23 protein-coding genes are annotated in these 25,137 nt (G+C 47.2%); 16 read left to right on the forward strand and 7 right to left on the reverse strand.

Features of this window, described 5'->3' with window-relative positions:
- Positions 1–56: 56 nt before the first annotated feature.
- Together KNO79_RS05835 and KNO79_RS05840 are read left to right on the forward strand one after the other, a co-directional pair.
- Positions 57–1,811: an ABC transporter transmembrane domain-containing protein gene (locus KNO79_RS05835; RefSeq protein ID WP_031423496.1), complete on the forward strand. Its 1,755-nt coding sequence runs from the start codon at positions 57–59 to the stop codon at positions 1,809–1,811.
- Complete coding sequence (locus KNO79_RS05840) at positions 1,801–3,564, forward strand: ABC transporter ATP-binding protein (RefSeq protein ID WP_159562399.1); 1,764 nt, start codon at positions 1,801–1,803, stop codon at positions 3,562–3,564. The genes KNO79_RS05835 and KNO79_RS05840 overlap by 11 nt, the downstream gene beginning before the upstream one ends.
- 77 nt (positions 3,565–3,641) lie before the next feature.
- Here the strand turns inward: KNO79_RS05840 and KNO79_RS05845 are convergent, their stop codons facing one another.
- On the reverse strand, positions 3,642–3,824 hold the full coding sequence (locus tag KNO79_RS05845; RefSeq protein WP_078147026.1) for an aspartyl-phosphate phosphatase Spo0E family protein: 183 nt from the start codon (positions 3,822–3,824) through the stop codon (positions 3,642–3,644).
- Positions 3,825–4,012: 188 nt separating this feature from the next.
- Between KNO79_RS05845 and KNO79_RS05850 the strand changes: the two genes are divergently transcribed.
- Positions 4,013–4,711, forward strand: a complete 699-nt coding sequence (locus tag KNO79_RS05850; protein ID WP_012726450.1) for a cytochrome c biogenesis CcdA family protein — start codon at positions 4,013–4,015, stop codon at positions 4,709–4,711.
- Positions 4,712–4,730: 19 nt separating this feature from the next.
- Positions 4,731–5,183, forward strand: a complete 453-nt coding sequence (locus tag KNO79_RS05855; RefSeq protein ID WP_031423499.1) for a CcdC family protein — start codon at positions 4,731–4,733, stop codon at positions 5,181–5,183.
- A 33-nt stretch (positions 5,184–5,216) separates the two neighbouring features.
- On the opposite strand, the gene KNO79_RS05860 is transcribed toward KNO79_RS05855, so the two are convergent.
- From KNO79_RS05860 to KNO79_RS05870, 3 genes are all read right to left on the reverse strand, one after another.
- Positions 5,217–6,776, reverse strand: coding sequence for a solute symporter family protein (locus tag KNO79_RS05860; protein ID WP_031423500.1), 1,560 nt, complete (start codon positions 6,774–6,776; stop codon positions 5,217–5,219).
- The gene (locus KNO79_RS05865; protein WP_214690819.1) at positions 6,773–7,102 is read right to left on the reverse strand and encodes a DUF485 domain-containing protein; all 330 of its coding nucleotides are present in this window, start codon (positions 7,100–7,102) and stop codon (positions 6,773–6,775) included. Before KNO79_RS05865 ends, KNO79_RS05860 begins: the two co-directional genes overlap by 4 nt.
- 255 nt (positions 7,103–7,357) lie before the next feature.
- Entirely contained in the window at positions 7,358–7,789 is a 432-nt protein-coding gene (locus KNO79_RS05870; protein ID WP_031423504.1) for a DUF2621 domain-containing protein, read from the reverse strand.
- Between the two features lie 178 nt (positions 7,790–7,967).
- Here KNO79_RS05870 and KNO79_RS05875 point away from each other — a divergent pair, with 178 nt between their 5' ends.
- From KNO79_RS05875 to KNO79_RS05930, 12 genes are all read left to right on the forward strand, one after another.
- Complete coding sequence (locus KNO79_RS05875) at positions 7,968–9,566, forward strand: peptide chain release factor 3 (RefSeq protein WP_214690820.1); 1,599 nt, start codon at positions 7,968–7,970, stop codon at positions 9,564–9,566.
- 195 nt (positions 9,567–9,761) lie between these two features.
- Positions 9,762–12,476, forward strand: a complete 2,715-nt coding sequence (gene acnA / locus KNO79_RS05880) for an aconitate hydratase AcnA (RefSeq protein ID WP_214690821.1) — start codon at positions 9,762–9,764, stop codon at positions 12,474–12,476.
- Positions 12,477–12,589: 113 nt separating this feature from the next.
- On the forward strand, positions 12,590–13,081 hold the full coding sequence (locus tag KNO79_RS05885) for a DUF3939 domain-containing protein (protein WP_214690822.1): 492 nt from the start codon (positions 12,590–12,592) through the stop codon (positions 13,079–13,081).
- A gap of 127 nt (positions 13,082–13,208) precedes the next feature.
- Entirely contained in the window at positions 13,209–14,774 is a 1,566-nt protein-coding gene (locus KNO79_RS05890; RefSeq protein ID WP_159562395.1) for a BCCT family transporter, read from the forward strand.
- A 101-nt stretch (positions 14,775–14,875) separates the two neighbouring features.
- Positions 14,876–15,553: a hypothetical protein gene (locus KNO79_RS05895; protein WP_214690823.1), complete on the forward strand. Its 678-nt coding sequence runs from the start codon at positions 14,876–14,878 to the stop codon at positions 15,551–15,553.
- Positions 15,554–15,609: 56 nt separating this feature from the next.
- Positions 15,610–17,868, forward strand: a complete 2,259-nt coding sequence (locus KNO79_RS05900; RefSeq protein ID WP_214690824.1) for an AAA family ATPase — start codon at positions 15,610–15,612, stop codon at positions 17,866–17,868.
- A 31-nt stretch (positions 17,869–17,899) separates the two neighbouring features.
- Positions 17,900–18,316, forward strand: coding sequence for an acyl-CoA thioesterase (locus KNO79_RS05905; protein WP_012726439.1), 417 nt, complete (start codon positions 17,900–17,902; stop codon positions 18,314–18,316).
- A 78-nt stretch (positions 18,317–18,394) separates the two neighbouring features.
- On the forward strand, positions 18,395–19,255 hold the full coding sequence (locus tag KNO79_RS05910) for a M15 family metallopeptidase (RefSeq protein WP_214690825.1): 861 nt from the start codon (positions 18,395–18,397) through the stop codon (positions 19,253–19,255).
- A gap of 11 nt (positions 19,256–19,266) precedes the next feature.
- Complete coding sequence (gene plsY / locus KNO79_RS05915) at positions 19,267–19,887, forward strand: glycerol-3-phosphate 1-O-acyltransferase PlsY (RefSeq protein WP_012726437.1); 621 nt, start codon at positions 19,267–19,269, stop codon at positions 19,885–19,887.
- Between the two features lie 174 nt (positions 19,888–20,061).
- Positions 20,062–20,832 (forward strand): DeoR/GlpR family DNA-binding transcription regulator, encoded by a 771-nt coding sequence (locus KNO79_RS05920; RefSeq protein WP_012726436.1) that lies wholly within the window; start codon positions 20,062–20,064, stop codon positions 20,830–20,832.
- A gap of 13 nt (positions 20,833–20,845) precedes the next feature.
- Positions 20,846–21,499: a copper homeostasis protein CutC gene (locus KNO79_RS05925; RefSeq protein ID WP_074036888.1), complete on the forward strand. Its 654-nt coding sequence runs from the start codon at positions 20,846–20,848 to the stop codon at positions 21,497–21,499.
- Positions 21,500–21,571: 72 nt separating this feature from the next.
- The gene (locus KNO79_RS05930) at positions 21,572–22,216 is read left to right on the forward strand and encodes a DUF975 family protein (RefSeq protein ID WP_031423519.1); all 645 of its coding nucleotides are present in this window, start codon (positions 21,572–21,574) and stop codon (positions 22,214–22,216) included.
- Positions 22,217–22,230: 14 nt separating this feature from the next.
- Here the strand turns inward: KNO79_RS05930 and KNO79_RS05935 are convergent, their stop codons facing one another.
- The 3 genes from KNO79_RS05935 to KNO79_RS05945 are packed head-to-tail and all read right to left on the reverse strand — an operon-like array spanning position 22,231 to position 25,109.
- Positions 22,231–22,464, reverse strand: a complete 234-nt coding sequence (locus KNO79_RS05935) for a DUF2188 domain-containing protein (RefSeq protein ID WP_012726433.1) — start codon at positions 22,462–22,464, stop codon at positions 22,231–22,233.
- Positions 22,465–22,509: 45 nt separating this feature from the next.
- Positions 22,510–23,382: an NAD(P)-dependent oxidoreductase gene (locus KNO79_RS05940; RefSeq protein WP_211782748.1), complete on the reverse strand. Its 873-nt coding sequence runs from the start codon at positions 23,380–23,382 to the stop codon at positions 22,510–22,512.
- Positions 23,379–25,109, reverse strand: a complete 1,731-nt coding sequence (locus tag KNO79_RS05945; protein ID WP_214690826.1) for an ABC transporter ATP-binding protein — start codon at positions 25,107–25,109, stop codon at positions 23,379–23,381. Before KNO79_RS05945 ends, KNO79_RS05940 begins: the two co-directional genes overlap by 4 nt.
- Positions 25,110–25,137 lie beyond the last annotated feature (28 nt).

The following is a 25,137-nucleotide window of genomic DNA, read 5'->3' on the forward strand; positions in this document are numbered from 1 at the left end:
ACTTTCGCTACGATTAATGAATAATCTTCATCTAAAGACAAAGGGGGGCGTTTCACATTCGTGTATTCAAACAATTATCTTGGTTTTTGCGTCTTGAGTGGAAGACGTACGCGCTCGGCATCGTCTTACTGATCTTCGTGGCTGGTCTAGAACTGATTCCACCACGCATCATCGGACGGATTGTCGATGAGATTAACCGTGGTTCGCTTTCGTCCGACACACTCTGGCTGTTATTAGGGGGACTTGCTGCTGTTGGGATTGGAAATTATGTCGCCCGCTTCTTTTGGCGCTATTTTATCTTCGGCGCATCGATTCGTCTAGGAAGAATGCTTCGTAGCCAACTATATCGGCATTTCACAGATCTTGATCAGCGATTTTATAAAAAGTCACGGGTCGGTGATTTGATGGCCCATGCGACAAATGATGTACAAGCCGTATCGATGACGGCCGGTGCGGGGATTTTAACACTCGTCGATAGCGTGACACTTGGGACGTTCGTCATCATCACGATGATTACAACAATCAGCTGGAAATTGACGCTCGTCGCCTTACTACCGTTACCAATCATGGTCGCTTTGACAACGCGATATGGAAAGATGTTACATAGCCGATTCGGGGTCGCCCAAGCGGCATTTTCAGAATTGAATGACAAAGTGCAGGAAAGCGTCAGTGGCGTCCGTGTCTTAAAGTCGACGGGGGAAGTCGATCGGGATGTGGAATCGTTTGAGAACTTATCGAGTGAAGTCATGGCGAAAAACGTACGAGTCGCGAAGATTGATGCCTTATACGACCCGACCATCTTCGGAATTGTCGGATTGTCTTATATCCTTTCGGTCGGGTATGGAGCCGTCTTGATTGAACAAGGCGAATTGACGATTGGACAGATTGTCAGCTTCACAGCTTATTTGGCACTGTTGACATGGCCGATGTTAGCCTTTGGATGGTTGTTCAATATCGTGGAGCGTGGACGCGCGTCTTACGACCGAATTGAGCGAATGCTCGCCGTCAAACCTGAGATTCAAGACGACCGCATGGCTGCGACGACCCTTTCTCATTCAGAGGTGGAGGTCGATATTCGAAACTTCGCCTATGACGAGACCGTTGTGCTCCACAATGTCCATTTTCGGATTGAACGTGGAAAAACAATCGGGATTGTCGGCAGAACAGGTGCAGGGAAGACGACGATTGTCCGTCTATTGACGCGTGAGTATGATGTGAAAGATGGAAAGATTAAAATCGGTGGGATCAACATCCGCCAAGTGAAAAAATCACTTCTGATGGATAAAATTGCGGTCGTTCCACAAGATCATTTCTTGTTCTCGGATTCGATTGCGAACAATATCGCGTTCGGAAGGCCTGAAGCGAGCATGGAAGAAATCATCGAAGCAGCTAAGGTTGCTGAGGTGCATGAAGATATTGTCCGTCTTCCGGAAGGATATGCGACACTCGTCGGTGAACGTGGAGTCACATTATCAGGAGGGCAAAAACAACGGATTTCCATCGCGCGGGCGCTTATGACAGCGGCGGATGTATTGATATTAGATGATGCGCTATCTGCGGTCGATGCGAAAACGGAAGAGTCGATTATCGAGCATTTTCGAGTCGGTAATCCAGATCAGGCGCGCGTCATTGTCGCACATCGTCTTTCGGCTGTAGAACACGCTGACGAGATTCTCGTGATTGAGGACGGAAACATCATTCAAAGAGGTCGCCATGAGGCATTGCTTCAAGAGACGGGCTGGTATCGTGAGACATATGATCGTCAGCAACTTGAAGCGATTGTAGAAGGGGGGGGACACGATGAAACATGATGTCCAAGAATGGCAAGTCATCAAGCGCCTGCTCAGTTACGCGAAACGGTACGGAAAACCGCTAAGTGTTGCCTTCGTATTTCTCTTGATTGCGACAGGTGCAAAGTTGGCAGGACCGTTTCTAATCAAAGTGTTTATCGATGAATTCGTCACACCAGGTGTCTACCCGACGAACTGGGTCATCGCTCTTTTTGCTGTCTATATGGTGCTTCATTTGTCGGCGATTGTATTTGACTATCTGCAATCCATATCTTTTCAAAAAATCGCCTTAAAAATTGTGCAAAACATTCGGATGGACATCTTCCGTCACGTTATGGGGATGCGACTTGCCTACTTTGACCGCACACCAGCGGGAGTCCTTGTATCGCGTATCACGAATGATACGGAGGCCGTAAAAGAGCTCTATGTCGGGGTGATGAGTACGTTCGTTCAGTCTGCCGTTCAGTTGATTGGGACGTATATCTTCCTCTACATCTTGGAGCCCCCGCTCGCGACGATGGGACTCATCTTGTTGCCTCTCTTCTGGCTTATCATTTGGGCGTATCGTCGTTTCTCGACGAAATATTTCGCGCAAGTGCGGGATTTGTTGTCACAACTCAACGCCCAGTTGAACGAATCCATCAATGGGATGGGCATCATTCAACAATTTCGTCAAGAAGAGCGTCTCATTCGTCAGTTCGAAGAGACGAACGAAGCGCATCAGGAGGCACGATATCGGAACTTAAAACTCGATAGCATGTTACTCCGCCCGATTATCGAATTGCTTCTCGCCTTCTCCATCATCGGTCTGCTCGGTTATTACGGGGTACTCTCGATGAGTGAACAAGTTCAAGTAGGGGTCGTGTATGCTTTCATCAGCTATATTGAACGTATTTTCCGTCCCGTGCTTGATATCATGCAACGATTAAGCGAATTTCAACAAGCCGTCGTATCAGCCGACCGTGTCTTCAAAATTTTAGATACGGATGAGCCGGCTCCAGGTAAACAGATGCCTGGTGAAGCACGAATCACTGATGGGGAAGTTCGGTTCGAAAATGTGACATTCAGTTACGACGGAGAAGTTGACGTGTTGAAACAGATTTCTTTCGTTGCTAAACCAGGTGAGACGGTTGCGCTCGTTGGTCATACTGGGAGCGGTAAGAGTTCAATCATCAATTTGTTGACACGTTTTTATCCATATGAATCTGGTCGCATCACGATTGACGGGCAACCGCTCGAACAGTTCGAGGAGCAAGAGCTTCGTCAACAAGTCGGGCTTGTCCTACAAGACCCATTCTTATTTACGGGAACAATCGAAGAGAATTTGAAGCTGTTCAATCCAGTCATCGATTCTGAGCGCGCGCGTGAAGCTGCTGAATTCGTCCAAGCTCATACATTCATTGAAAAGTTGGACGCTGGCTATGGCCATGTCGTCGGAGAGCGTGGAGCGACGTTCTCAAGCGGGGAGCGTCAATTGCTCGCATTTGCCCGTACGGTCGCACGTAATCCAAAAGTGCTTATTCTCGATGAAGCGACGAGCTCGATCGATACCGAAACAGAGGAGCGTGTACAAACCGCGCTCGATCGGATGCGTCGCGGTCGGACGACAATCGCAATCGCCCACCGCCTGTCGACGATTCAAGATGCAGATTTAATTTTGGTTTTGCATCGTGGTGAAATCGTGGAACGCGGCAATCATCAACAGTTATTGAAACAAGACGGACTGTACAAAAAGATGTATGAACTGCAATCCGGACAACGTCTGATGTCTTGATTTGGAAAGGATACCTATTCAGGTGTCCTTTTTTCCATGGAAAAAGCTCGCCACACAAGGTGACGAGCTGTCAAGTTTCAAGAATGAAGTTTCTCTTTATTATGCTTTGATAGGACATGACGAGTGATTAAAGAGTCAAGTTCTTGGCTTACTGAAATGACTTCGGGTGAGGTCCAAGAATGCTTTGACGCGATTTTATACAGTTCATCACGTTTTTGTTCAATGGCCTGGTGTAGTGTATCTGCTGCGGTGACTGCCACGTTCGTTCCCCCATCATGTAAATTAGAATTTTGTGAACTGGAATATCCAAATCTTAGCACCTCCGTTTACAGATGACAAGTTTCATTTCCATTTCAAAAATTACAAAATGATGTTGCGGTTTGAAAGAAAAGATTCGAGCAATTTAAATAGGTTTTCGCTATAATGGTCGTGAAAGGTGGAAATCGTCATGGAAGTCACATTATGGCTCGCATTTGGGGCGGGCGTCTTATCGTTCTTGTCACCATGTACGCTCCCGTTGTATCCGGTCTTTCTCTCGTATATTACTGGGGTTTCCGTATCTGAGTTAAAAAATGAAGGATTAAAACAGCGTACAGCTTGGTTCCACACATTTTCGTTCTTATTCGGTTTTTCGATTGTCTTTCTCGTACTAGGATTGTCGACTTCATTGATTGCAGACGTCTTCATCCAATACAAGGACAGTCTACGCATGTTCGGCGCCATTTTGATTTTCGTGTTCGGCGTCTTTTTGGCGGGCTTATGGCAACCGCAATTTATGATGCGTGAAAAGAAAATGGATATCGGCGAACGAAAGAGCGGTTATTTTGGAACCGTTTTAATTGGTATTGGATTTGCGGCAGGCTGGACACCGTGCACAGGTCCGATTTTAGCTGGTGTGATCGCACTAGCCGCCACGAACCCGAGTCAAGGACTCGGCTATATGTTGGCGTATGTCATCGGGTTTGCAATTCCATTTTTGGTAATGGTCGCATTCGTTGGCAAGATCAAGTACTTAGCACGCAACAGTGCAAAAGTAGCAAAAGTCGGAGGCTATTTGATGATGGCGTTCGGCGTACTATTATATTTTGACGGAATGAATCGGTTCGCTGCATGGATGAGCGAGCTTGTCGGATTCACCGGATTTTAAGGGGTTGACCGAGATGTCAATGTTATGGGGGTCGACTCTCGTCGCGTTGTTAATGGGTATCGTAGCGAGCTTTGTTCGTGTAAAAGCATCGGCAAAGCCGACGAATGCGAAGAAAATTTTAATTCCACCACTTGCGATGACGACCGGGATGATTCAGTTTTTGATTCCCGCGTTTCGCTTATCATGGGTCGAAGTGGCTGAGGCCCTTGCGGTCGGACTCATCTTCAGTCTGTTTTTGATTAAGACATCCAATTTTGAAAAACGGGACGGCGAAGTGTATCTCTCGCGATCGAAAGCATTTTTTGTGGTCGTGTTCGCACTCCTTGCCATCCGTACAGCAATGAAGGTTTGGGTCGGTCATGAGGTCGATTTATTCTCTACAGGCGGATTGTTCTATTTGATTGCTTGGGGGATGATTGTCCCGTGGCGAATCGCCATGTATCAAAAATATAAACGAATCGCAATCACGTAATAATGGAGTGGCGTTGAGCCACTCCATTTTTATTTAATCTGCTTTCGTAGCGGCGACTTCTGTCTCCGCGTCGATTCCGGTGTTCGCCTTGACGAGTACACGTTCATAGTTGCCAGCAACTTCATCTGATTTCGTGACCAGTGTACCAATCACGGCAGCGATGAAACCAAGGGGGATTGATACAATCCCGGGATTGGATAGCGGGAAAAGGGCTTCACCGAGAAAAATGGCCGAACCGTCCGGAGCCCACAGGTTCGGACTGAGTGCGACTAGAATCAGTGAGGAGAACAAGCCGACGACCATTCCCCAAATGGCGCCACCTGTATTGAAGCGTCTCCAGAAAATCGTAAAGAGGATAACAGGTAAGTTCGCACTCGCCGCAACGGCGAAAGCGAGCGAGACAAGAAATGCAACGTTCATCGACTGGGCGAAAAAGGCTAGTCCCATTGAGACGAGGGCGACCGCAACTGAAGCGATTCGCGCGGCTTTCACTTGTTCAGTTTCTGTCGCTTCCCCTTTACGAATGATATGTCCGTAGAAGTCATGGGCGAAGGCGGAAGCAGCTGACAGTACGAGTCCAGCGACAACGGCAAGAATTGTCGCGAACGCGATTGCGGCAACGAAAGCGAACAAGAGGTCACCACCGAGCACTTGCGCGAGAAGAGGGGCCGCCATGTTGCCGGCAGGGTTTGCAGCGAGAATGGCATCACGTCCGACGAATGCTGCGGCACCGAAACCTAGGAAAATGGTCAAGATATAAAATGCACCGATGATCCATGTCGCATAGACGACGGATTGCCGAGCAGTCGGTGCATCTTTGACGGTGAAGAAGCGAATCAGAATATGAGGGAGCCCTGCCGTACCGAGCACGAGCGCCATGTTTAATGAAATGGTATCGAGCGGTAGCTTGAACTTGTTCCCAGGGTTCAAGAAGTCACTTCCGAGTGGGGTCGCTTTGCTGACTTCATTAAACATCGTCGTGACGGAGAAATCAAAACGAGCGAACACGAGAAATGAAATGATTGCCGTCCCAATCATCAGAAGTACGGCTTTTGTGATTTGTACCCAAGAAGTGGCCGTCATGCCACCGAAAACGACGTAGACTGTCATTAAGATTCCGACGACGACGACACTTGTCGTATAAGGGATTCCGAGTAACAGTTCAATCAAAGCACCCGCTCCGACGAGTTGCGCAATCATGTAAAAAATGGAGATGACAATCGCATTCATCGCTGCGACACCACGTACGCGAGGCTTGTTAAAACGTGCCGCAATCATGTCTGCCATCGTATATTTCCCAAGATTTCGCAATGGTTCGGCGACGAGATAGAGGACAACGAGATAGGCAACGAGGAAACCGATTGAATAGAAAAAACCATCGAATCCCGCAAGCGCAATCATACCTGCAATTCCGAGAAACGATGCGGCAGACATATAGTCGCCTGCAATGGCAAGACCGTTTTGAAATCCGGTCAATCCACCATCTGCCGTATAAAAATCGCTGGCAGTTTTTGTTTTTCTTGCTGCAAAGTATGTAATCACTAGCGTGAGTCCGACAATGGCGATAAAGAGGGCGATCGCGGTCCAATTCATGATCTCACCTCGTCTTTCAATTGTTCGACGAGTGCGTCAAAGCGACGGGCACGTCGACTATAAAGTACACAAAGTGTCCAGGTCATAATGAACTGGGAAAAGGCGAACGCCCAAGCCCAAGTGATGTCCCCGATGAGTGGTGTATTCAAGATCGTCGTATAGCTCGTCAGAATCGGGAGTGTGAAATAAAAGATGAGTGAGAAGATGATAGCTGGAACGATGAAGCGATTTTTTTCCCGCATTAACCGATGAAATGTCTCATGTTCGGTAATCATGTGGGCAGATTGATGGCTTGTCGCTTGTGAAACTTGTGTCACATCATGCATAATAGACCCTCCTTGACTGTAAGATAAATCCATTATGCGTTGTGAAAAACAATTCAGTCATTCCTTTTTTTCGTGTCGAAATGAAAGACGTTATATTAATATTGGTCATACCAATTTACTGTAAGCGTTTTCAATATTGTCTAATTCGTGAACGTTATTTCGATGTAATATAAAGCTCGAGAAAAGGTACTTTTGACCCATTAGGCGAATCGCACAATTCGACAAATAAAAAACTCTATCTGAATGAGATAGAGTCTACTGCTGAAAATAGTGTTCATATGGCGTCCAATCAATCTGTTCTTCGGTTAGCGCTTTCTTTAAGAACTTGTGATCGCGCTTCGGCGTTGCGGCGATGTAACCCTTTACCACAAGTTCGGTCGTCATTTTTTTTGCACGCGATTCAAGCGCGAATTGACCGATTTTACCTGCGATTTTTCGGATCGCGACGTCGCGGAACAACTCGGGTACCGGTGTGACGAGACGATCTAATAGCGTCCGCGTCTCCGGAGTCCAGAGATGACGCGTTCTTTCTATATAATCATCTTCGATGTCAAGTAGGGAACGTCCATCTTCTTTTGGCATTCGTTTTAAAAACTTACGAAACATGAAGTACCCGCCAATCGTCATGAGTCCAATCATGACGAATCCCCAGAATACAATGAAATACATCATCAAGTTTTCTGGCATCGTCTTTCCCCCGTTCTATACATTCACTTGCTTTCATCGTTAGTATACAAAAAAGAATCCATTTGCAAAAGGCGTACGTCCCATTAGGATAGACGAACCGAATTGATTTCGTTAGAATAGATAGCGTTGCTACGAGAATAAGCATGAACTGAGACGAGAAAGGAAAGGTCTATCCTATATGAGCCAATTGAAACAGGAAGTCGAGAGACGTCGGATATTCGGCATTATCTCTCACCCGGATGCGGGGAAAACAACATTAACAGAAAAATTACTTTTGCACGGTGGTGCGATTCGCGAGGCAGGTACGGTCAAGGCGCGCAAAAACTCAAAACACGCAAAATCTGACTGGATGGAAATCGAGAAACAACGTGGGATCTCGGTCACATCGTCTGTCATGCAATTCATCTATCAAGACAAGGTTGTATCGATCATGGATACACCAGGACACAATGACTTCGGTGAAGACACGTATCGCGTGTTGACATCAGTCGATAGCGCGGTCATGGTCATTGATGCTGCGAAAGGGATTGAAACACAGACGAAAAAACTATTCCAAGTTTGTCGGATGCGTGGGATTCCAATCTTCACATTTATGAACAAGTTGGATCGTCAGGCAAAAGATCCGCTTGAATTGATGGAAGAGCTCGAAGAAGTGTTAGGCATGCCTTCTGTCGCGATTACATGGCCAATCGGAAGTGGAATGCAGTTTGAAGGTGTCTACGACCGAATGAAAAATGAGGTCCACTTGTTTCGTGGGGAGAAGTCGACACTTCAACTGGGTGAGGACGGAGTGAACGATCCGATTCTCGCCGATCATTTGTCGGAAGAGAACTTGATGAACCTCCGCGATGAGATCGACCTTCTCGATGGAGCGGGGAACGAGATTGATGTCGAGGCGATCCAGAGCGGTAAATTGACACCGGTATTTTTCGGAACAGCGCTCGTCGACTTTGGGGTGACTGCGTTCTTGAATCACTATTTAGAGATGTCTCCGGCTCCTGAGGCACGTAAGTCGAACGTCGGTCCAATCAATCCGACATCAGAAGACTTCAGTGGATTCGTCTTCAAGATTCAGGCGAACATGAATCCGGCACACCGCGATCGCATCGCCTTTGTACGCATCTGTTCAGGTGTGTTTGAGCGTGGGATGGATGTGACGCTCACTCGTACTGGGAAAAAGATAAAATTGAGCCAATCGACACAATTGATGGCGAACGATCGAGAAACAGTCGACCAAGCGTTTGCTGGTGATGTCATCGGGATCTATGATTCTGGGACGTATCAAATTGGAGATACCATCACCACATCGAAGCAGAAGATTGCGTTTGAGGCGCTGCCAACTTTCCCACCGGAATTGTTCATGCGCGTTTCGCCGGTCAACTCGCTCAAGTCGAAACACTTCCACAAAGGGGTAGAACAGCTTGCGCAAGAAGGGGCGATTCAAGTGTATCGCAACGAATATAACGAGATTTATCTTGGCGCGGTCGGACAACTTCAATTCGAGGTATTCGAATATCGTTTAAACAATGAATATGGCGTCGATATTCGAATGGAACCAGTCTCATATAGCGTTGCTCGTTGGGTCAAAGATAAAGAGTTGAAGGCATTGAAACCGTTCCAAGATTCACGGAACATGCTCGTTACAGACCGTTGGGAACGTCCGGTCTTCCTGTTCGCGAACGAGTTCACATATGAACGGTTCGCTGAGCGTCACGCAGATGACTTGACGCTTGTTGAGGCACTTGACGTCAACGAAGAGATCGGTACGGAAGAATAAGATGTAAACACCTCGTTTCTGAGGTGTTTTTTTGTTGTGAAGTAAGTCGTTTTAGTTTTGATAAGTTTTACTTATGACTAATTTGTGACGGAATGTATTTTACGTCACGCTATACTTGTATTATGATAAATATGTGAAAAGTAAGCGATTACGCATTGTCGTGTGGTCGGCGCTTTCAAAAAGGGGGAAATTGCAATGGAACAGACGAATGTTTTAGACGCCTTCGCATCTCGGACAAAGTTCGAAGCGAACGGGCAATCGTATGATTTTTATCGTTTGAAAAAATTGGAAGAAGAAGGATTGACGGACATCAGCCGTCTTCCGTATTCGATTCGCGTTCTTCTTGAATCGGTTCTCCGTCAACAAGACGGGCGTGCCATCACGAAAGAACATGTCGAGAACTTGGCAAAATGGGGCACTGCCGACGTCTCGAAAGACATTGACGTACCGTTCAAACCGGCACGTGTCGTACTTCAAGACTTCACGGGTGTACCGACGGTCGTAGACCTTGCCTCACTTCGTAAAGCGATGGCAGACCTCGGTGGAGACCCAAACAAAATCAACCCAGAAATTCCTGTCGATCTCGTCGTCGACCACTCAGTTCAAGTAGATGCATATGGTTTCGCTGGTGCATTGATGAAAAACATGGACATCGAATTTGAACGTAACGAAGAACGATATAAGTTCTTACGTTGGGCTCAGACGGCATTTGACAACTATCGTGCCGTACCACCTGCAACGGGGATTGTTCACCAAGTAAACTTGGAGTACTTGGCATCTGTCGTCCTCGAGAAGAATGATGCAGAAGGTACAGTTGCTTATCCAGATTCACTCGTCGGAACGGATTCGCACACAACGATGATCAACGGACTCGGTGTTCTTGGCTGGGGTGTCGGAGGAATCGAGGCGGAAGCAAGCATGCTCGGTCAACCATCATACTTCCCAGTGCCAGACGTCGTGGGTGTCAAAATCATCGGTGAAGTAAACCCTGGTGTGACAGCGACAGATGTGGCGCTCGTCGTGACAGAGATGCTCCGTCATGAAAAAGTTGTCGGGAAATTCGTTGAATTCTTCGGACCGTCGCTCCACACGATGCCACTTTCAGACCGTGCGACGATTGCAAACATGGCGCCTGAATATGGTGCGACATGTGGATTCTTCCCGGTCGATACGGAAACATTGAACTACATGCGTACGACTGGTCGCTCTGAAGAGTTGATTTCACTCGTCGAAGAATACTCTAAAGCGAATGATCTCTTCTATACACCAGATCAAGCTGATCCAACGTTCACAAAAGTGTTGACACTCGACTTGTCGAAAGTCCAGCCTTCACTTGCGGGTCCGAAACGTCCACAAGACCGAATCAACCTCTCAGACGTTCAAACATCGTTCATCGATAGCTTGAGTGCTCCTGCAGGAAACAGTGGCTTCGGACTTGACCGTTCTGAACTCGACAAAACGGCGACAGTCAAGTACGAGGACGGCGCAGTCGACATGAGTACGGGAGATGTTGCGATTGCAGCCATCACAAGCTGTACGAACACGTCGAACCCATACGTCATGGTCGGTGCTGGACTCGTTGCGAAGAAAGCCGTTGAACGTGGCTTAACCGTTCCGAAATACGTGAAGACATCACTCGCACCAGGTTCGAAAGTCGTAACGGACTACTTGGATAAGGCTGGTTTGACTTCTTACTTGGACGAACTTGGCTTCAACACGGTCGGATACGGCTGTACGACATGTATCGGAAACTCTGGTCCGCTTGACCGTGAAGTCGAAGATACGATCACAGAAAACGACTTGCTCGTGTCGTCAGTCCTCTCTGGTAACCGTAACTTTGAAGGGCGCGTTCACCCGCTCGTGAAGGCAAACTTCTTGGCATCACCACCGCTCGTCGTCGCTTACGCTCTTGCCGGGTCAGTCAACTTCGACATCATTAATGATTCGTTCGGTACAGACAAAGATGGAAATGAAGTATACTTCAAAGACATCTGGCCATCAAACGATGAAATCAAAATGGTTGTCCAAGACGTCGTATCACCAGAAGCATTCCGTAAAGAGTACGAAACGGTCTTCACTGGTAACGAGCGTTGGAACGCACTCGATGTTCCGGAAGGAAACTTGTATGACTTCTCAGATGAGTCGACATACATCCAAAACCCACCGTTCTTCGAACAACTCGAACCAGAAGCGGGCGAGGTTCATGCATTGAATGGCTTACGTGTCATCGGGAAGTTTGCGGATTCGGTTACGACCGACCACATCTCGCCAGCTGGATCATTCTCGAAGACGACACCAGCCGGTCAATACCTCCTTTCTAAAGGGGTAGAGCCAATCGACTTCAACTCATATGGTTCTCGCCGTGGTAACCATGAAGTCATGATGCGTGGTACGTTCGCAAACATTCGTATCCGCAACCAAGTTGCTCCAGGAACTGAAGGTGGCTTTACGACGTACTGGCCAACTGGTGAAATCATGCCAATGTATGATGCGGCTATGAAGTACAAGGAACAGGGAACAGGTCTTGTTGTCCTTGCAGGAAATGATTACGGAATGGGATCATCTCGTGACTGGGCAGCGAAAGGGACGAATCTTCTTGGAATCCGTGCGGTCATCGCACAAAGTTTCGAGCGGATTCACCGTTCGAACCTTGTTATGATGGGTGTGCTCCCGCTTCAGTTCTTAGACGGTGAATCGGCTGAATCACTCGGATTGACTGGTGAAGAAGCAATTGATATTCAAGTCGATGAGTCTGTACGTCCGCGCGATATTTTGAACGCAAAAGCGACACATGAAAACGGAACGGTGACAGAGTTCAAAGTCATCGCTCGTTTCGACTCTGAAGTTGAAATTGATTACTACCGTCACGGTGGAATCCTGCAAATGGTTCTCCGTAACAAATTGAAATAAGTGCTAGTCCATGACCTTCCTTTGAAAAAAGGAAGGTTTTTTTCATGAATATGCAATTTTAAGGTGAAAGTTTTAAAAGATTCGGGAACAGGAAGACAGGGAGGGGTGCGCTTATGGATAAGGAAGTGAAGCTCGGAAAGAGTTGGTGGAAAAGATTGACGCAACAAAAAGAGGTGGAACCGGATCGAGAAATTGATATCACCCTTTCAGAATTGCGTCAGGCGATTCACGAATATGAACAGACACTGCCAAAAGGTGTGAATCGCACTGTCCTACTGGATGACTCGCAAGAAATCGACACCAAACGCTTGAAACATCACCTTTCGGGAATCCCGAAACAACGTTTCTTCATGTCAAAAGAGACGTTTCATATCGTACCGGAAGATGAACGCGACCTCATTTATGAAATGGATCAAGTGCAACGGGCACTCGATCTGTATATGGACCAGGAGAAGAAATTACCGTTACAAAAATTTCAGAACGCGCTTCAACTCGATTTGACCCGTTTACGAGAGGGGGGTTATTTAAAAACGTTGCCAAAAAGACCTTACTATGTGGTCGATGAAACATTGATTGTTTCACTGGAGCCCAAAGAAACAACTTGATGACAAGACACCTATCTATTGGACGGTAAACAACACATTTATGTACACATAGGGTTGTGACTTGTTTCAAAAGTATGTTAGGGTGGAAAACGTATATGAAAATAGAAAATTAAATAGGAGTGATTTTATGGAACGAAAAAGCCGTGTGACGACCGTATTCGTCGTATCTGCAATCATAACTGGCTTATTTACGATTTGGGGACTTTTCCCCGAGAGTTTATTAGGTAATGCCAGTCTATTAAACGTGACGAGTACGTTACAAGGCTGGCTCTCAAACGGGATGGGTTGGTTCTATCTCTTGAGCGCCACCGGGTTTTTACTGGTTGCCATCTTTTTAATCTTTTCAAGATATGGTTCGATTCGACTTGGAAAGGATACAGATCGTCCAGAATTTAGTTATTTATCATGGTTTGCCATGTTATTCAGTGCCGGGATGGGAATTGGACTCATCTTCTGGGGAGCGGCTGAACCGTTGCTCCACTTCCACTCACCACCATTCGCTTCCCCCACACCTGAAGGAGATGCACGGACTGCTATGCGTTATGCATTTTTCCATTGGGGCTTCCATCCATGGGCGATTTACGCAATGATTGCGCTCGCCATCGCATATTCGACGTTTAGAAAAGGTCGTCCCGCGACGATTGGGGAGACGATCGGTTCGCTCGTCCATAACCGCTACGAACAACCCGTGAAGCAAACGGTCGATATCCTTGCGGTCATTGCGACGGCATTCGGGGTAGCGACTTCACTTGGTTTTGGTGCTCAACAAATTGCCGGTGGCCTTCATTACCTCATCCCTGGGGTACCGAACGCTTTCGTGACACAGTTGATCATCATTGCCGTCGTAACGGTGCTCTACATGATCAGTGCTTCGACAGGTCTTGACAAAGGAATTCGAATCTTAAGTAATACGAATATTTTCTTGGCAATTGTCCTACTTGTAGCGACGATGTTTGCGGGACCGACAGCTTTCATTTTCGACTTGTTCACACAAACGGTCGGAACTTATTTGCAGCAGCTCCCGAGCATGAGTTTCCGTACAGCCGCTTTTGAACCCGTTGAACGTGAATGGGTAAACGGTTGGACCATCTTCTACTGGGCTTGGTGGATTTCTTGGTCACCATTCGTCGGAACGTTTATCGCACGTGTATCGAAAGGGCGTACGATTCGGGAATTTATCATCGGAATCTTACTTGTCCCGACATCATTCGGATTATTATGGTTCTCCGTCTTCGGCGGTTCGGCCATCTGGGCTGATTTGTTCGGAGGATATAGCTTAATTGATCAAGTAAACGAAATCGGTACTGAAGTCGGGCTGTTCGCACTGTTTGAAACGTTCGGTGGTTTTGGGACGCTTCTCAGTGTAATCGCCATCTTCTTGATTTCGACATTCTTTATTACATCGGCCGACTCTGCGACATACGTCCTCGGTATGCTTACATCGAACGGGAAGCTCGTCCCGCCGATGGGGATTAAAATGACTTGGGGAATCATCCAATCGTCAATCGCAGCCGTATTGTTGTATGCTGGTGGATTAGATGCTCTACAAGCTGTTGCGATTCTCGCAGCCTTCCCATTCATCTTCGTGCTCATCTTTATGATGATTGCCTTATTCAAGGATCTTACCGACGAACCGGATGAACGAGATAAATGGCTAGAGATGCAAAAGAAAGATGAAGATAAACTAGGTTAATTCGAAAGGGTCTCAGATGAGGCCCTTTTTCGGTCAAAAATATTTTGCTTGTCCTTCTCGCTAGTGTAGGATAGTAAGTGAAGAAACGAGGAGGATAGGCTATGAAACAACAGATAAAAAAACGGTTGAGCTGGGTGATATTGGCCGGCATCCTCATTGTCGGGGCATTACTCGCTTATAACTTCTATGTGCTCATGGATTTGAGCGGGGAAGAGGAAGAGAAAGTCGAACCATTCTACTCGAATGTCGTGATCGGATATCAAGAACGCAAACTTCCAAAAGAAGGCGAAGAGCTCGAAGAACGAGAGTATCTTGTCACGTATGATGAGGACGGATATTTTGTATCTGAAGTCGTGACGGGTCCAAATGTTGGCGCGAAAGCTGAATGGGATGGAGAGACCTACTTAGAGTTCAATCCGGACGGGGAAGAAGTTCTTCGACAGGAGACGAACTCCGGAGCAGTCGCACCTCATCCATTCTTGTCACGTGCAACGAACGAACAGATTCGTAAATGGCTCGATGACGGGACGCTCGGTTCAAGTGAAGGCGAAACCGATTTGGTCGGACGTACCGCGCAAGCGTATGTGAAATCAGAATCGGCTGAGACCGTTCCGAAAGAGTGGATTGAAAACTATCCATCGATTTTTAGTGAAGAAGAAAATAAAGAGACTGTCACATATTATGTCGATGCGCATGAACGAATCTTGCTCGCGGCAGAATCGCGGAATAACGGAAAGTTATTCCATTCGATTCGGATGACATCGTTTGAATCAAGATAATCCGATGGGGAGCAGACATGATGTCGGCTCCCTTGTCGTCTGAAAGGGAGAACAAGATGAAACAAATTCAAGTGGAACAAGTTCAAACGGACTTGACGAACTGGGAAGCTGGAGAAAAAGTAAACGAGGCGGCTTTGTTATCTTACGCACATTGGTCTCGTGCGACTCAGCACCAAGAAGAATTAATTCGTTCCTTGCGGCTGCTCGCAACACATCGGCTCAAACAAAAGGAAACGATGGACCCGTTACTCAACCGCTGGGTAAAAGAGTTGGAGGCGATGAACGCACTTCCTCCAGAGCTTCGTCTGTTTCAACTGAATGAGCAGTTGCGTCGTTCGAAACAGGCGCTTCAAATCGACTGGCCAACCTTACGAGAGGCCGATTACGCCTCGATGAAGGTTCAAATCTTAACAGAGTACGAGTCAAAAACGTCAGCGTTGCTCGATCAACTTGACCAACTCCATGATGAGGTGGAGACTGCGAAGTCTGATTTACGTGATTCTGAATGGCGCGGACAATTGGAAAACCTGTTTGAAGCGATCATCGAAGCGATGCAAGAGGTCGCATCTCTTGAAGATGATACCGCCTCCTTGCTCGCATCCATGCAAGGGAACTATTTCAGTCGTGAAGCGTTTCATCGTTTCGGGGAGCGCGTTTCCCTTGTGAAAGAACGGCTACACACGATTTGTGAGCTACTACCAGACCGTCCGACCGAGGCACGTTCAAGTGCGATTGAATCACTTGAAGACATGATTGGGCTCGATGACATCAAAGCGCGTGTAAAAGCGTGGTATCGCTTCCTCCTTTTCCAAAAAGAACGAGAGAAGGCCGGTTTTTCTTCAAAACATCAACCATCCCTTCATCTCGTCTTTACAGGGAATCCAGGAACCGGGAAGACGACATTAGCAAGACTCATGGCCGAGATTTACTTTGAACTCGGCTTATTAGGACGCCCGGACCTTGTCGAGGCTGACCGTTCGAGCCTTGTCGGTGCCTATGTTGGGCAAACGGAAGAGCAGGTAATGAACAAGGTGAAAGAGGCAGAGGGTGGTGTCTTATTCATCGATGAAGCATACGCATTGAAGCGTCAGGATGCGAGTGGCAGTGATTACGGACAAGCGGCCATCGATACGCTCGTCGCCGCGATGACGAGTGGCGAATATGCTGGCAAGTTCGTCGTCATTCTAGCTGGCTATCCAGAAGAAATGCGTCATTTCCTCTTGGCGAACCCCGGTTTACGTTCACGATTCCCTGAGTCGAATCACTACGAGTTACCGAACTACCGTGACGAAGAATTGGTCGCCATCGGTGAGAAAGTGGCACAAGAGAACAATTACGTGCTGACGGAAGAGGCGAAACGATCACTTCTTGCTCGAATCGACAGAGAACGGGTCGACTCGACGTTCGGAAATGCCCGGACTGTCCATAACATTTTACTTGATGCGATGTTTAAGAAGGGTTCCCGCTTCGGTGCAGATGCTCCGTTAGACGAAATGGCGCTCTTGACTGAAGAAGACTTTGATCAGCCAGATGATGAATCGAGTCCGACATCGTTAGATGACCTTGTCGGCATGGAAGATGCAAAAGCACAACTGGCTGAAATTGAAGCACTCATCAAGATACAGAAGAAACGAAAAGCGCTCGGTTTGAAGACGGCGCCGGTCCAGCTCCATGTGACACTTACCGGAAACAGCGGTACCGGTAAAACGACATTTGCCTATCTGTATGCACAGATGTTGAAACGGACAGGTTATTTGAAGCGAGGCCATGTCAATGTCGTCAGTCGTGCAGATTTAGTTAGTGGCTATGTGGGACAGACAGCTCAAAAAACGAAAGCGGCGATCCGTGACGCCCTTGGCGGCGTCTTACTAATTGACGAGGCCTATAGTTTGAACGGCGGGGCGAACGACTATGGCCGGGAGGCAATCGATACACTCGTTGATGAAATGCCGAAACATGGCGAGAATCTTGTCGTCGTCCTTGCCGGTTACGAAGGTCCGATGCGCCGATTAATTGAATCCAACCCTGGTCTTAGTAGCCGAATGAAACGGACGATTCATTTTGCTGACTATACGCAAGAACAGTTAGTGGACATCGCAAAAAATTACGCAAGTCAGTTCGGATATGTGATGGAGGAAGATGCGCTTGAAGCATTAGCTACTCGCTTACATGAAATCAAACATGCGAACGCGCGCACCGCTCTATCTGTTATCGATGAATCGATTGCTCGTCAGTCCTATCGTTTGGTGTCGACGGAGGATGAGAATGTGTCACTCCAGCAATTATTAGTAGTAGATATTAAGAGTAAGTTATAATATACTTGTCGTAGGAAAGAAGGATGATTCAATGCACACGGTTCAAATCCCAGTAAGGTATCAAGAGACGGACATGATGGGCATCGTCTATCATGCCAACTATTTAGTTTATTTAGAGATTGCGCGCACGGAATTGTTACGACAACTAGGTGTCGAGTATAAAGATATGGAAGAAGCGGGATTTGTCTCTCCTGTGACAAATGTATCCATGGACTATAAGCGTAGCGTGACGTATGGTGATACGGTTCATGTTCGTGTATGGGTCGATCAATATTCAAAAATCAGAACGATTTACGGCTATGAGTTGACGAATCAACATGGAGAACTTGTTGGCACAGCCACTACAACGCATGTCGTCGTCAAACGAGGCGACTTCAAACCGATTCGACTTGATCGAGAGTTCCCGAAATGGCATGAAATGTATTTGAACGTCATGAACCCTGTTTAAGAATCTTCTGTCTTCGTACCGTCAGTGTGGTATCATATCTTGACGGTACTTTTTGTTATCTAGAAAGGGGAAGATCGCATGCGTTATCCATCGATTTTGATGGTTTGCGGCGCCTTGACGTTCATGTTAGCCGGTTGTACGACAAACGAGCAAGTTGAACCGAAAGAACCAACAACACAGTCATCAACAGTAGATGAACCAGAGACAGAACCAAATGAACCGACTTCGGATCGTGAAGATGAGACAGTCACCGAGTCACCTTCTGAGGAGGAGACGTCGGACGAGTCTGAACAGCAGACCGAACCAGTAGAGGAAGAACCTGTGGCACCTAGTCAACCGATTGAAACGGATGGTGTGGCCAATTTGGAATTAGATGAATTGATTCTTGTAAACAAGAAAATTGCATTACCCGCCGACTATCAGCCGAGTGATTTGGTAGAGGCGAACATTGATTTTGTCGACTCGACAGTCGGTGAACGTCGAATGTTACGTAAAGAAGCTGCTCAGGCGATTGAAGGTCTAATGAAAGGTGCAAAAGCAGCAGGAATTGATTTGAAAGGGACGAGTGCGTTCCGTTCATACGCCTATCAAGTCAATCTCTTCAATGCTTATGTCGAACGAGATGGCAAAGAACAAGCCATGAAATATTCCGCACCACCAGGTCATTCTGAACATCAAACAGGACTTGCGATTGACGTATCGAGCGCCTCGGTCAACTATCAACTGACTCAAAGTCTCGGTGAAACGGTTGAAGGAAAATGGCTGGCAGATCATGCTCACGAGTATGGATTTATCATCCGTTACCAAAAAGCCTTTGAGGAAGAAACCGGATATATGTACGAACCATGGCACTTACGCTATATCGGTATTGAGCATGCGAAACAGGTACATGCATTGAATCAGCCATATGATCGCTATATTGCGGAATTTGTGAAATAAGGGGAATTGCGATGCCATATGTGACAGAAATCATGATTATTATTTTAAGTTATTTACTTGGTGCCATTCCGTTTGCCCTCATCATCGGCAAGCTCGGCTATCGCGTAGACGTTCGAGAACATGGGAGCGGCAATCTGGGAACGACGAACACGTTTCGTGTATTAGGGAAGAAGGCAGGAATCCTCGTCTTACTCGGTGACATGGGGAAAGGTCTTGTCGCTGCATTGCTGCCTCTACTGTTCGGAAGCGAGATGAGCCTGCTTCTTGCCGGGATTCCGGCAGTGATTGGACACTCTTATCCTGTCTTTGCGAAATTCAAAGGTGGAAAATCGGTTGCGACGAGCGGTGGTGTTTTGTTGGCAGCCTTCCCATGGTTCTTCTTTGTCGTCGTCGGTACATTCATCGTGACTCTCCTCACCTCGCGCATGGTATCCCTCTCCTCGATGGCTGCCGCCGTGGTAGGACTGGTGACGGCAACGACTTATAGCATCGTGACGAAAGATTGGTTACCCCTGATCGTCATCGTGCCACTCGCATTGTTCATTATTATTAAGCATCGTACCAATTGGCAACGTATACGTGCTGGAAAAGAACCAAAAGTTCCGCTGTTTCAACACAAGCCGAAATCATGACTCATGCAGGTACGTCCGTGAAGGGCGTGCCTTTTTTTGTGTATTGTCGTTGATTTACACAAAAAAGAAACAAAAACATGTTGGATTTGCTCGTTCTTTACTTTCAATTTACGTTAAATTTACATGCGTTCGTTACACTAGAAAAGGAAAGATTATTGTGGAGGAGGCAGGGACGTGTCTTTAATCGGTGAAGAGCGTAAACAGAAAATTGTAGAATGGATCGAAAGAGAAGGCAAAGTAAAAACAAGCGAGTTGATCGAGCGTTTGAACGTATCGGGGGAATCGATTCGCCGTTATTTAGAAGAATTAGAAAAAGAACATCGAATCAAACGTGTATACGGGGGAGCGGTCCTTCATCAGAGCATGTCCTTTCAGCCTATCGTGATTGCAAACATGGATGGAATTCGTCGGATTGCCTATACCGCATTTCAGTTGATTCCAGATGATACATTATTATATATCGGACACGGGGTCGCGGCAGAGCAAGTGGCTTCCCGGTTACGTGGTCGCAATGTGACGGTCGTGACGCCATCGTTGACGGTGGCGAAGGCGTTGTTTGAACAGCGGGCGAAAGGTGTGCTTGGTGGCGAAATTCAGCTATTAGGTGGTACAATCGACCCGAAACATCTCGTGACGACAGGTGAGCAGGTCCTGGCGCAACTACAGACATACATGTTCGACCTTGCCATTTTGTCCGTCGAAGGGGTCGACGCATCACTAGGTTTAACATGTGACGCTTTCGGCCTCGCCAGTATCACCCAGTCGGTGATGTCACAAAGTCGCGAGACGTTCTTACTGACGGACCATACCCAACTAAATCAACAAAAACGGTATCGCGTCTGTGATTTTTCGAAGGTGACGGCGATTATCTCTGATTTTCCGGAGCCTCAAGATTTCAAAGGCGTCTTAGCCGAACATGGTGTGGACTGGAAGTTCGCACCGTAAAGGGAGCGATTTAATGAATGTAGAAGTGATTGTCACTACACTAACGGAAGCTATTCAGGCTGAGCAACTCGGTGCGAAACGACTCGAACTGATTGCGGATATGGAAAACGGGGGCATCACACCAAGTTTTGGAACGATTCGAAATGTGGTCGAACATGTGTCGATTCCGGTGCATGTGATGATAAGACCCCATACACATTCGTTCCATTTCAATGAGGATGATGTCGAGACTATGCTTGCGGATATCGGTCTATGCCGTGAGCTAGGTGTCGATGGAATCGTATTCGGTGCATTGACACAGGATGGCGCGATTGACGAGCGGATCTTAGGGGAAGTGATCAAGCACAAAGGGGAAATGACGCTCACGTTCCACCGTGCCTTCGATGCATCACGTGATGTCTTTGAAGCGATGGATGTGTTGAATGAATATCCGGAAGTAGATATTCTCCTTACTTCAGGCGGTGCCAAAACTGTACTAGAAGGAATCGAAACCTTGATAGCCTTGAAGGAACAGGCCGAGATGACAATTTTGCCTGGTGCAGGGATCACGGTGGAAACGTTACCGATTCTTCAAGAACGTCTTGACGTAGCGATGGTACACATAGGAAATGGCGTACGAACGAATGGACAGCTCGATGAAGTGAAGTTCAAACAACTTCTTGGATGAGCCAATGCGGAAAACAGTCGGAAGACTGTTTTTTTGCTATAATGAGAGAAAACAATAAATGTAGGTGAATTCATGCAATCTTCCGTTTACAAACAATATGCGCTACGAATGCTATCAGGGAAGTGGGGCATTTCATTACTCGTCGTCTTAACTGTCATGGTCATTCAAGCGATGATCACGACCCGACTTGATCTCTCGGCGAACGACCCCGAAGTTCTTTTGACATCGGTGGCGCTTCTTTACGGGGCGACGGTTCTGCTCGCACCTATCGAGCTCGGGAAAAATTGGGTGTTTCTCCAGGTGGCGAAAGATGAAAAGCCAACGTTCGGATTGTTGATTGAATCGTTCGGGTCACTTAAAGACTATTCACGTGCCGTGGTCTATTATGCGGTATTCTATTTAGGTCTAAACGTTCTGATGCTTTTCCTGATTGTACCTGGTGTCTGGTTCTATTTGACGTATCGCATCGCGCCATTTATCATGCGAGATGAGCCGGACCTATCTGCATTCCAGGCGATGCGAAAAAGCCGCCAAATGATGAAAGGGCACAAACAGACGATGTTAAAGCTCTATGCGAGTTTTATCGGATGGTATGCGCTCGTCCTTCTTACTGGAGGCTTAGCTTATATCTTTGTCACACCATATCTTCAAACGGCGATTTCTGGACTCTATTTAGAGTTAAATGCCTCCTATCAAGCAAAACAACCGGTCGGATAACCCGACCGGTTGTTTTATGTTCCGTGCTGATCTGACTTTTTGGGGTTTGGGGCGTCTTCAAAATCTTGTTTTTCCTCTTCCGACGCATCCGCATGCCACTTTTTTGCTTGCTCGGTGGCAATGGGGATCGCTTTCGTCTCAGAGTAGCCTTGCGCGAGTAATGCGTTCGCGATATCAATGGCTTTCTTTTTTACAAGTGGATCGAAGTTTTTCAGTGATTCTGGATAGTCTTTCATATTCCATGGCACGAAAATCGCCTCCTTCACTCCTACTAATTCCACAAACATCCGGTTTCAAACGTCTTGATGAAGATAATACTCGATCAGTGCTTGCGTGCCATTCTCTCCGTATCCATTCTTTTCAAGAATTGAATAGAGGCGATGTGCGAGCTCGAGACCTGGTAATGTCACTTGTAGCTCGTGTGCGCTCTCGATGGCAAGTGTCATGTCTTTGATAAAGTGTTTGATGAAGAAGCCAGGTGCATAATCTTCGACAATCATGCGTGGAACCAAGTTTTCAAGCGTCCAGCTACCTGCTGCCCCACCACGAATCGTACGAACGAGTGCCTCTGGGTCAATTCCAGCTCGTTTACTGAACGCTAACATTTCGGCATTCCCCATCATGATTCCGGCAATGGCGATTTGATTGGCAAGTTTCGCATATTGACCGCTTCCTGCGTATCCCATTCGTTCTATCGATTGTCCCATCGCTTCAAATAAAGGCTTCGCTTTATTGAAGGCGAATTCACCCCCACCGACTAAAATCGATAGCGTTCCATTTTTGGCGCCGACATCGCCTCCAGTTACTGGTGCGTCAAGTGGGAGGAGACTCCGCTCAATGGCTGTCTCAGCTATCCGTTCAGCCAGTTTCGGTGAGGACGTCGTCATGTCGATCAATAATGTACCTGGTTCTGCCGAATCAAGAATGTTTCCTTCACCAAAATAGATGGATTCGACATCAGACGGATAGCCGACGATAGTGATGACGGCATCGGCGTCTCGGCAAACGTCCTGTACCGAATCACACCATGTCACACCTTCCTCTAACAGTGCAGCTGCCTTCTCTTTCGTCCGTGTGTATGCTTGTACTTCAAATCCGTGTTTCATCAAATTACGTACCATCGATTGGCCCATGACCCCGAGCCCGATAAATCCGATTGTTTTCATGTGGCTTGTCCCCCTAATAATTGTTGTGAAACGAGTCGCTGATATAGTGCGTTCTCTGTTAAAAGTTGCTCGTGTTTCCCGATTCCGCTGATTTGTCCGTCTTCTAAGACGACAATCTGGTCAGCATGTCTGACAGTCGAGAGTCGGTGGGCAATCACAAGCGTCGTTCGTCCGACCATCAGGCGGTCTAACGCTTCTTGGACCACGCGTTCTGATTCTGAATCTAGACTTGATGTTGCCTCGTCGAGCAATAAAATCTGTGGATTTCGTAACAATGCTCGCGCGATAGCAAGTCGTTGTCGCTGCCCGCCAGACAAACGGATACCTCGCTCACCAATCTCCGTATCGAGCTGTTCAGGCATCGTTTCAATAAACGACCATGCGTTGGCCATCTCACAGGCTTCTTTGATTTCATCATCGCTCGTTTCATGTCGAAGTCCGTACACAATGTTTGTCCGTACAGATCCCGAAAGGACGGGTGAATCTTGAGCGACATATCCGATGATTTGACGCCAAGTATCACGCCCGTATGTTTGAATCTCCCGATTTCCATATCGAATCGTCCCTGCCGTCGGTAAATAGAACTGTTCGACAAGTGAGAAAAGTGTCGTTTTCCCTGCACCACTCCGTCCGACGATGGCGGTTGTCGCCCCTGGTGAAACTTGAAGTGTCAATCCTTGGATGACGGGTTCAGTGCCATAATGGAAAGCAACGTCTTCAAATGAGAGTGCCGTCTGATGAATCATTTCTTCATGTGTGCTGTATGGTTCGGGACGGACTTCGAGCAACTCAGCAATCCGTTCCGTTGCTCCACGCGCCTTTTGAAGCCTTGTCAAAAATTCACTCATCGTGATGAGCGGCGTGATGATTTGGAAGAGATAGAGCATGAAGGCGAGTAGTTCGCCCGTTGATAAAGCTCCGGTCGAGACTCGATATGCGCCGAACCCGAGGATGGCAATCAACATCCCGGTCAAGGTCACATTGAGAAGGGGAATGAGGATCGCTTGAATTCGTCCTTCCTTCACCCCGTAATCGAACAGTGTCTCGATTTTTGCTTTGCCGGTTTTCACTTCCATCTGTTCCGTCGCTTGTGATTTGACGAGTCGAATCTCACCGAGCAGTTCGGCGAAGAAGCCGGAAAGATTTCCGAGTTCTTGTTGTGTCTCTTTTGCGATAATCCGAAGCTTCCGTCCGAGCGGTATGACAATGATGAGTGTGGTCGGAACAGAGAACAAGATGACGAGTGTCATTTGCCAATCGAGTGTGAACAAGATGGCGACGGCGCCGATGACCGAGACGAGGGAGGTCAACAACCTGACACTTTGTTCGGATAACAACTGTTGAAGCGTCGTCGTATCATTGTTCAACCGAGACACCAGTTCCCCCGACTTGATGCCGTCATAGTATGGAATCGGCAGTTTGACGAGATGGTCCCACAAGGTCGTGCGTAAATTGGCAACGACCCGTTGCCCCACAATATGTAACCAATAAATCGAAACGGCACTCGTGATGACCTGAATCAAAAATGCGATGACGAAATAGATGATCCATTCAGGTGTCAATAAGTCGCTGCTCCACCGGTCGACCACACGCTGCAAGATGAGCGGAATGGCCAGTGAGGCGACGGCTTGAAGGAGCGAGATCAGAATGGCTCCGACAAATAGATTTTTCGGAGGATTCGCGATTTTGAATAATTGAAAAAAAGTTTGCCATGTTGATGATTTCATTTTGAAGTCCTCCTCTCCTCTTACTTTC

The organism is Exiguobacterium sp. s43 (assembly GCF_018617255.1).
GTDB lineage: Bacteria > Bacillota > Bacilli > Exiguobacteriales > Exiguobacteriaceae > Exiguobacterium > Exiguobacterium profundum.

Excerpts from the sequence above, each read along its gene's own strand:
- KNO79_RS05925 (WP_074036888.1), top strand. The coding sequence starts at position 20,846 with ATGAATGTAGAAGTGATTGTCACTACACTAACGGAAGCTATTCAGGCT.
- KNO79_RS05860 (WP_031423500.1), bottom strand. The coding sequence starts at position 6,776 with ATGAATTGGACCGCGATCGCCCTCTTTATCGCCATTGTCGGACTCACG.
- KNO79_RS05905 (WP_012726439.1), top strand. The coding sequence starts at position 17,900 with ATGCACACGGTTCAAATCCCAGTAAGGTATCAAGAGACGGACATGATG.
- KNO79_RS05890 (WP_159562395.1), top strand. The coding sequence starts at position 13,209 with ATGGAACGAAAAAGCCGTGTGACGACCGTATTCGTCGTATCTGCAATC.
- KNO79_RS05945 (WP_214690826.1), bottom strand. The coding sequence starts at position 25,109 with ATGAAATCATCAACATGGCAAACTTTTTTTCAATTATTCAAAATCGCG.
- KNO79_RS05895 (WP_214690823.1), top strand. The coding sequence starts at position 14,876 with ATGAAACAACAGATAAAAAAACGGTTGAGCTGGGTGATATTGGCCGGC.
- KNO79_RS05885 (WP_214690822.1), top strand. The coding sequence starts at position 12,590 with ATGGATAAGGAAGTGAAGCTCGGAAAGAGTTGGTGGAAAAGATTGACG.
- KNO79_RS05840 (WP_159562399.1), top strand. The coding sequence starts at position 1,801 with ATGAAACATGATGTCCAAGAATGGCAAGTCATCAAGCGCCTGCTCAGT.
- KNO79_RS05910 (WP_214690825.1), top strand. The coding sequence starts at position 18,395 with ATGCGTTATCCATCGATTTTGATGGTTTGCGGCGCCTTGACGTTCATG.
- KNO79_RS05940 (WP_211782748.1), bottom strand. The coding sequence starts at position 23,382 with ATGAAAACAATCGGATTTATCGGGCTCGGGGTCATGGGCCAATCGATG.
- KNO79_RS05865 (WP_214690819.1), bottom strand. The coding sequence starts at position 7,102 with ATGCATGATGTGACACAAGTTTCACAAGCGACAAGCCATCAATCTGCC.
- KNO79_RS05930 (WP_031423519.1), top strand. The coding sequence starts at position 21,572 with ATGCAATCTTCCGTTTACAAACAATATGCGCTACGAATGCTATCAGGG.
- acnA (WP_214690821.1), top strand. The coding sequence starts at position 9,762 with ATGGAACAGACGAATGTTTTAGACGCCTTCGCATCTCGGACAAAGTTC.
- KNO79_RS05875 (WP_214690820.1), top strand. The coding sequence starts at position 7,968 with ATGAGCCAATTGAAACAGGAAGTCGAGAGACGTCGGATATTCGGCATT.
- KNO79_RS05900 (WP_214690824.1), top strand. The coding sequence starts at position 15,610 with ATGAAACAAATTCAAGTGGAACAAGTTCAAACGGACTTGACGAACTGG.
- KNO79_RS05850 (WP_012726450.1), top strand. The coding sequence starts at position 4,013 with ATGGAAGTCACATTATGGCTCGCATTTGGGGCGGGCGTCTTATCGTTC.
- plsY (WP_012726437.1), top strand. The coding sequence starts at position 19,267 with ATGCCATATGTGACAGAAATCATGATTATTATTTTAAGTTATTTACTT.
- KNO79_RS05870 (WP_031423504.1), bottom strand. The coding sequence starts at position 7,789 with ATGCCAGAAAACTTGATGATGTATTTCATTGTATTCTGGGGATTCGTC.
- KNO79_RS05855 (WP_031423499.1), top strand. The coding sequence starts at position 4,731 with ATGTTATGGGGGTCGACTCTCGTCGCGTTGTTAATGGGTATCGTAGCG.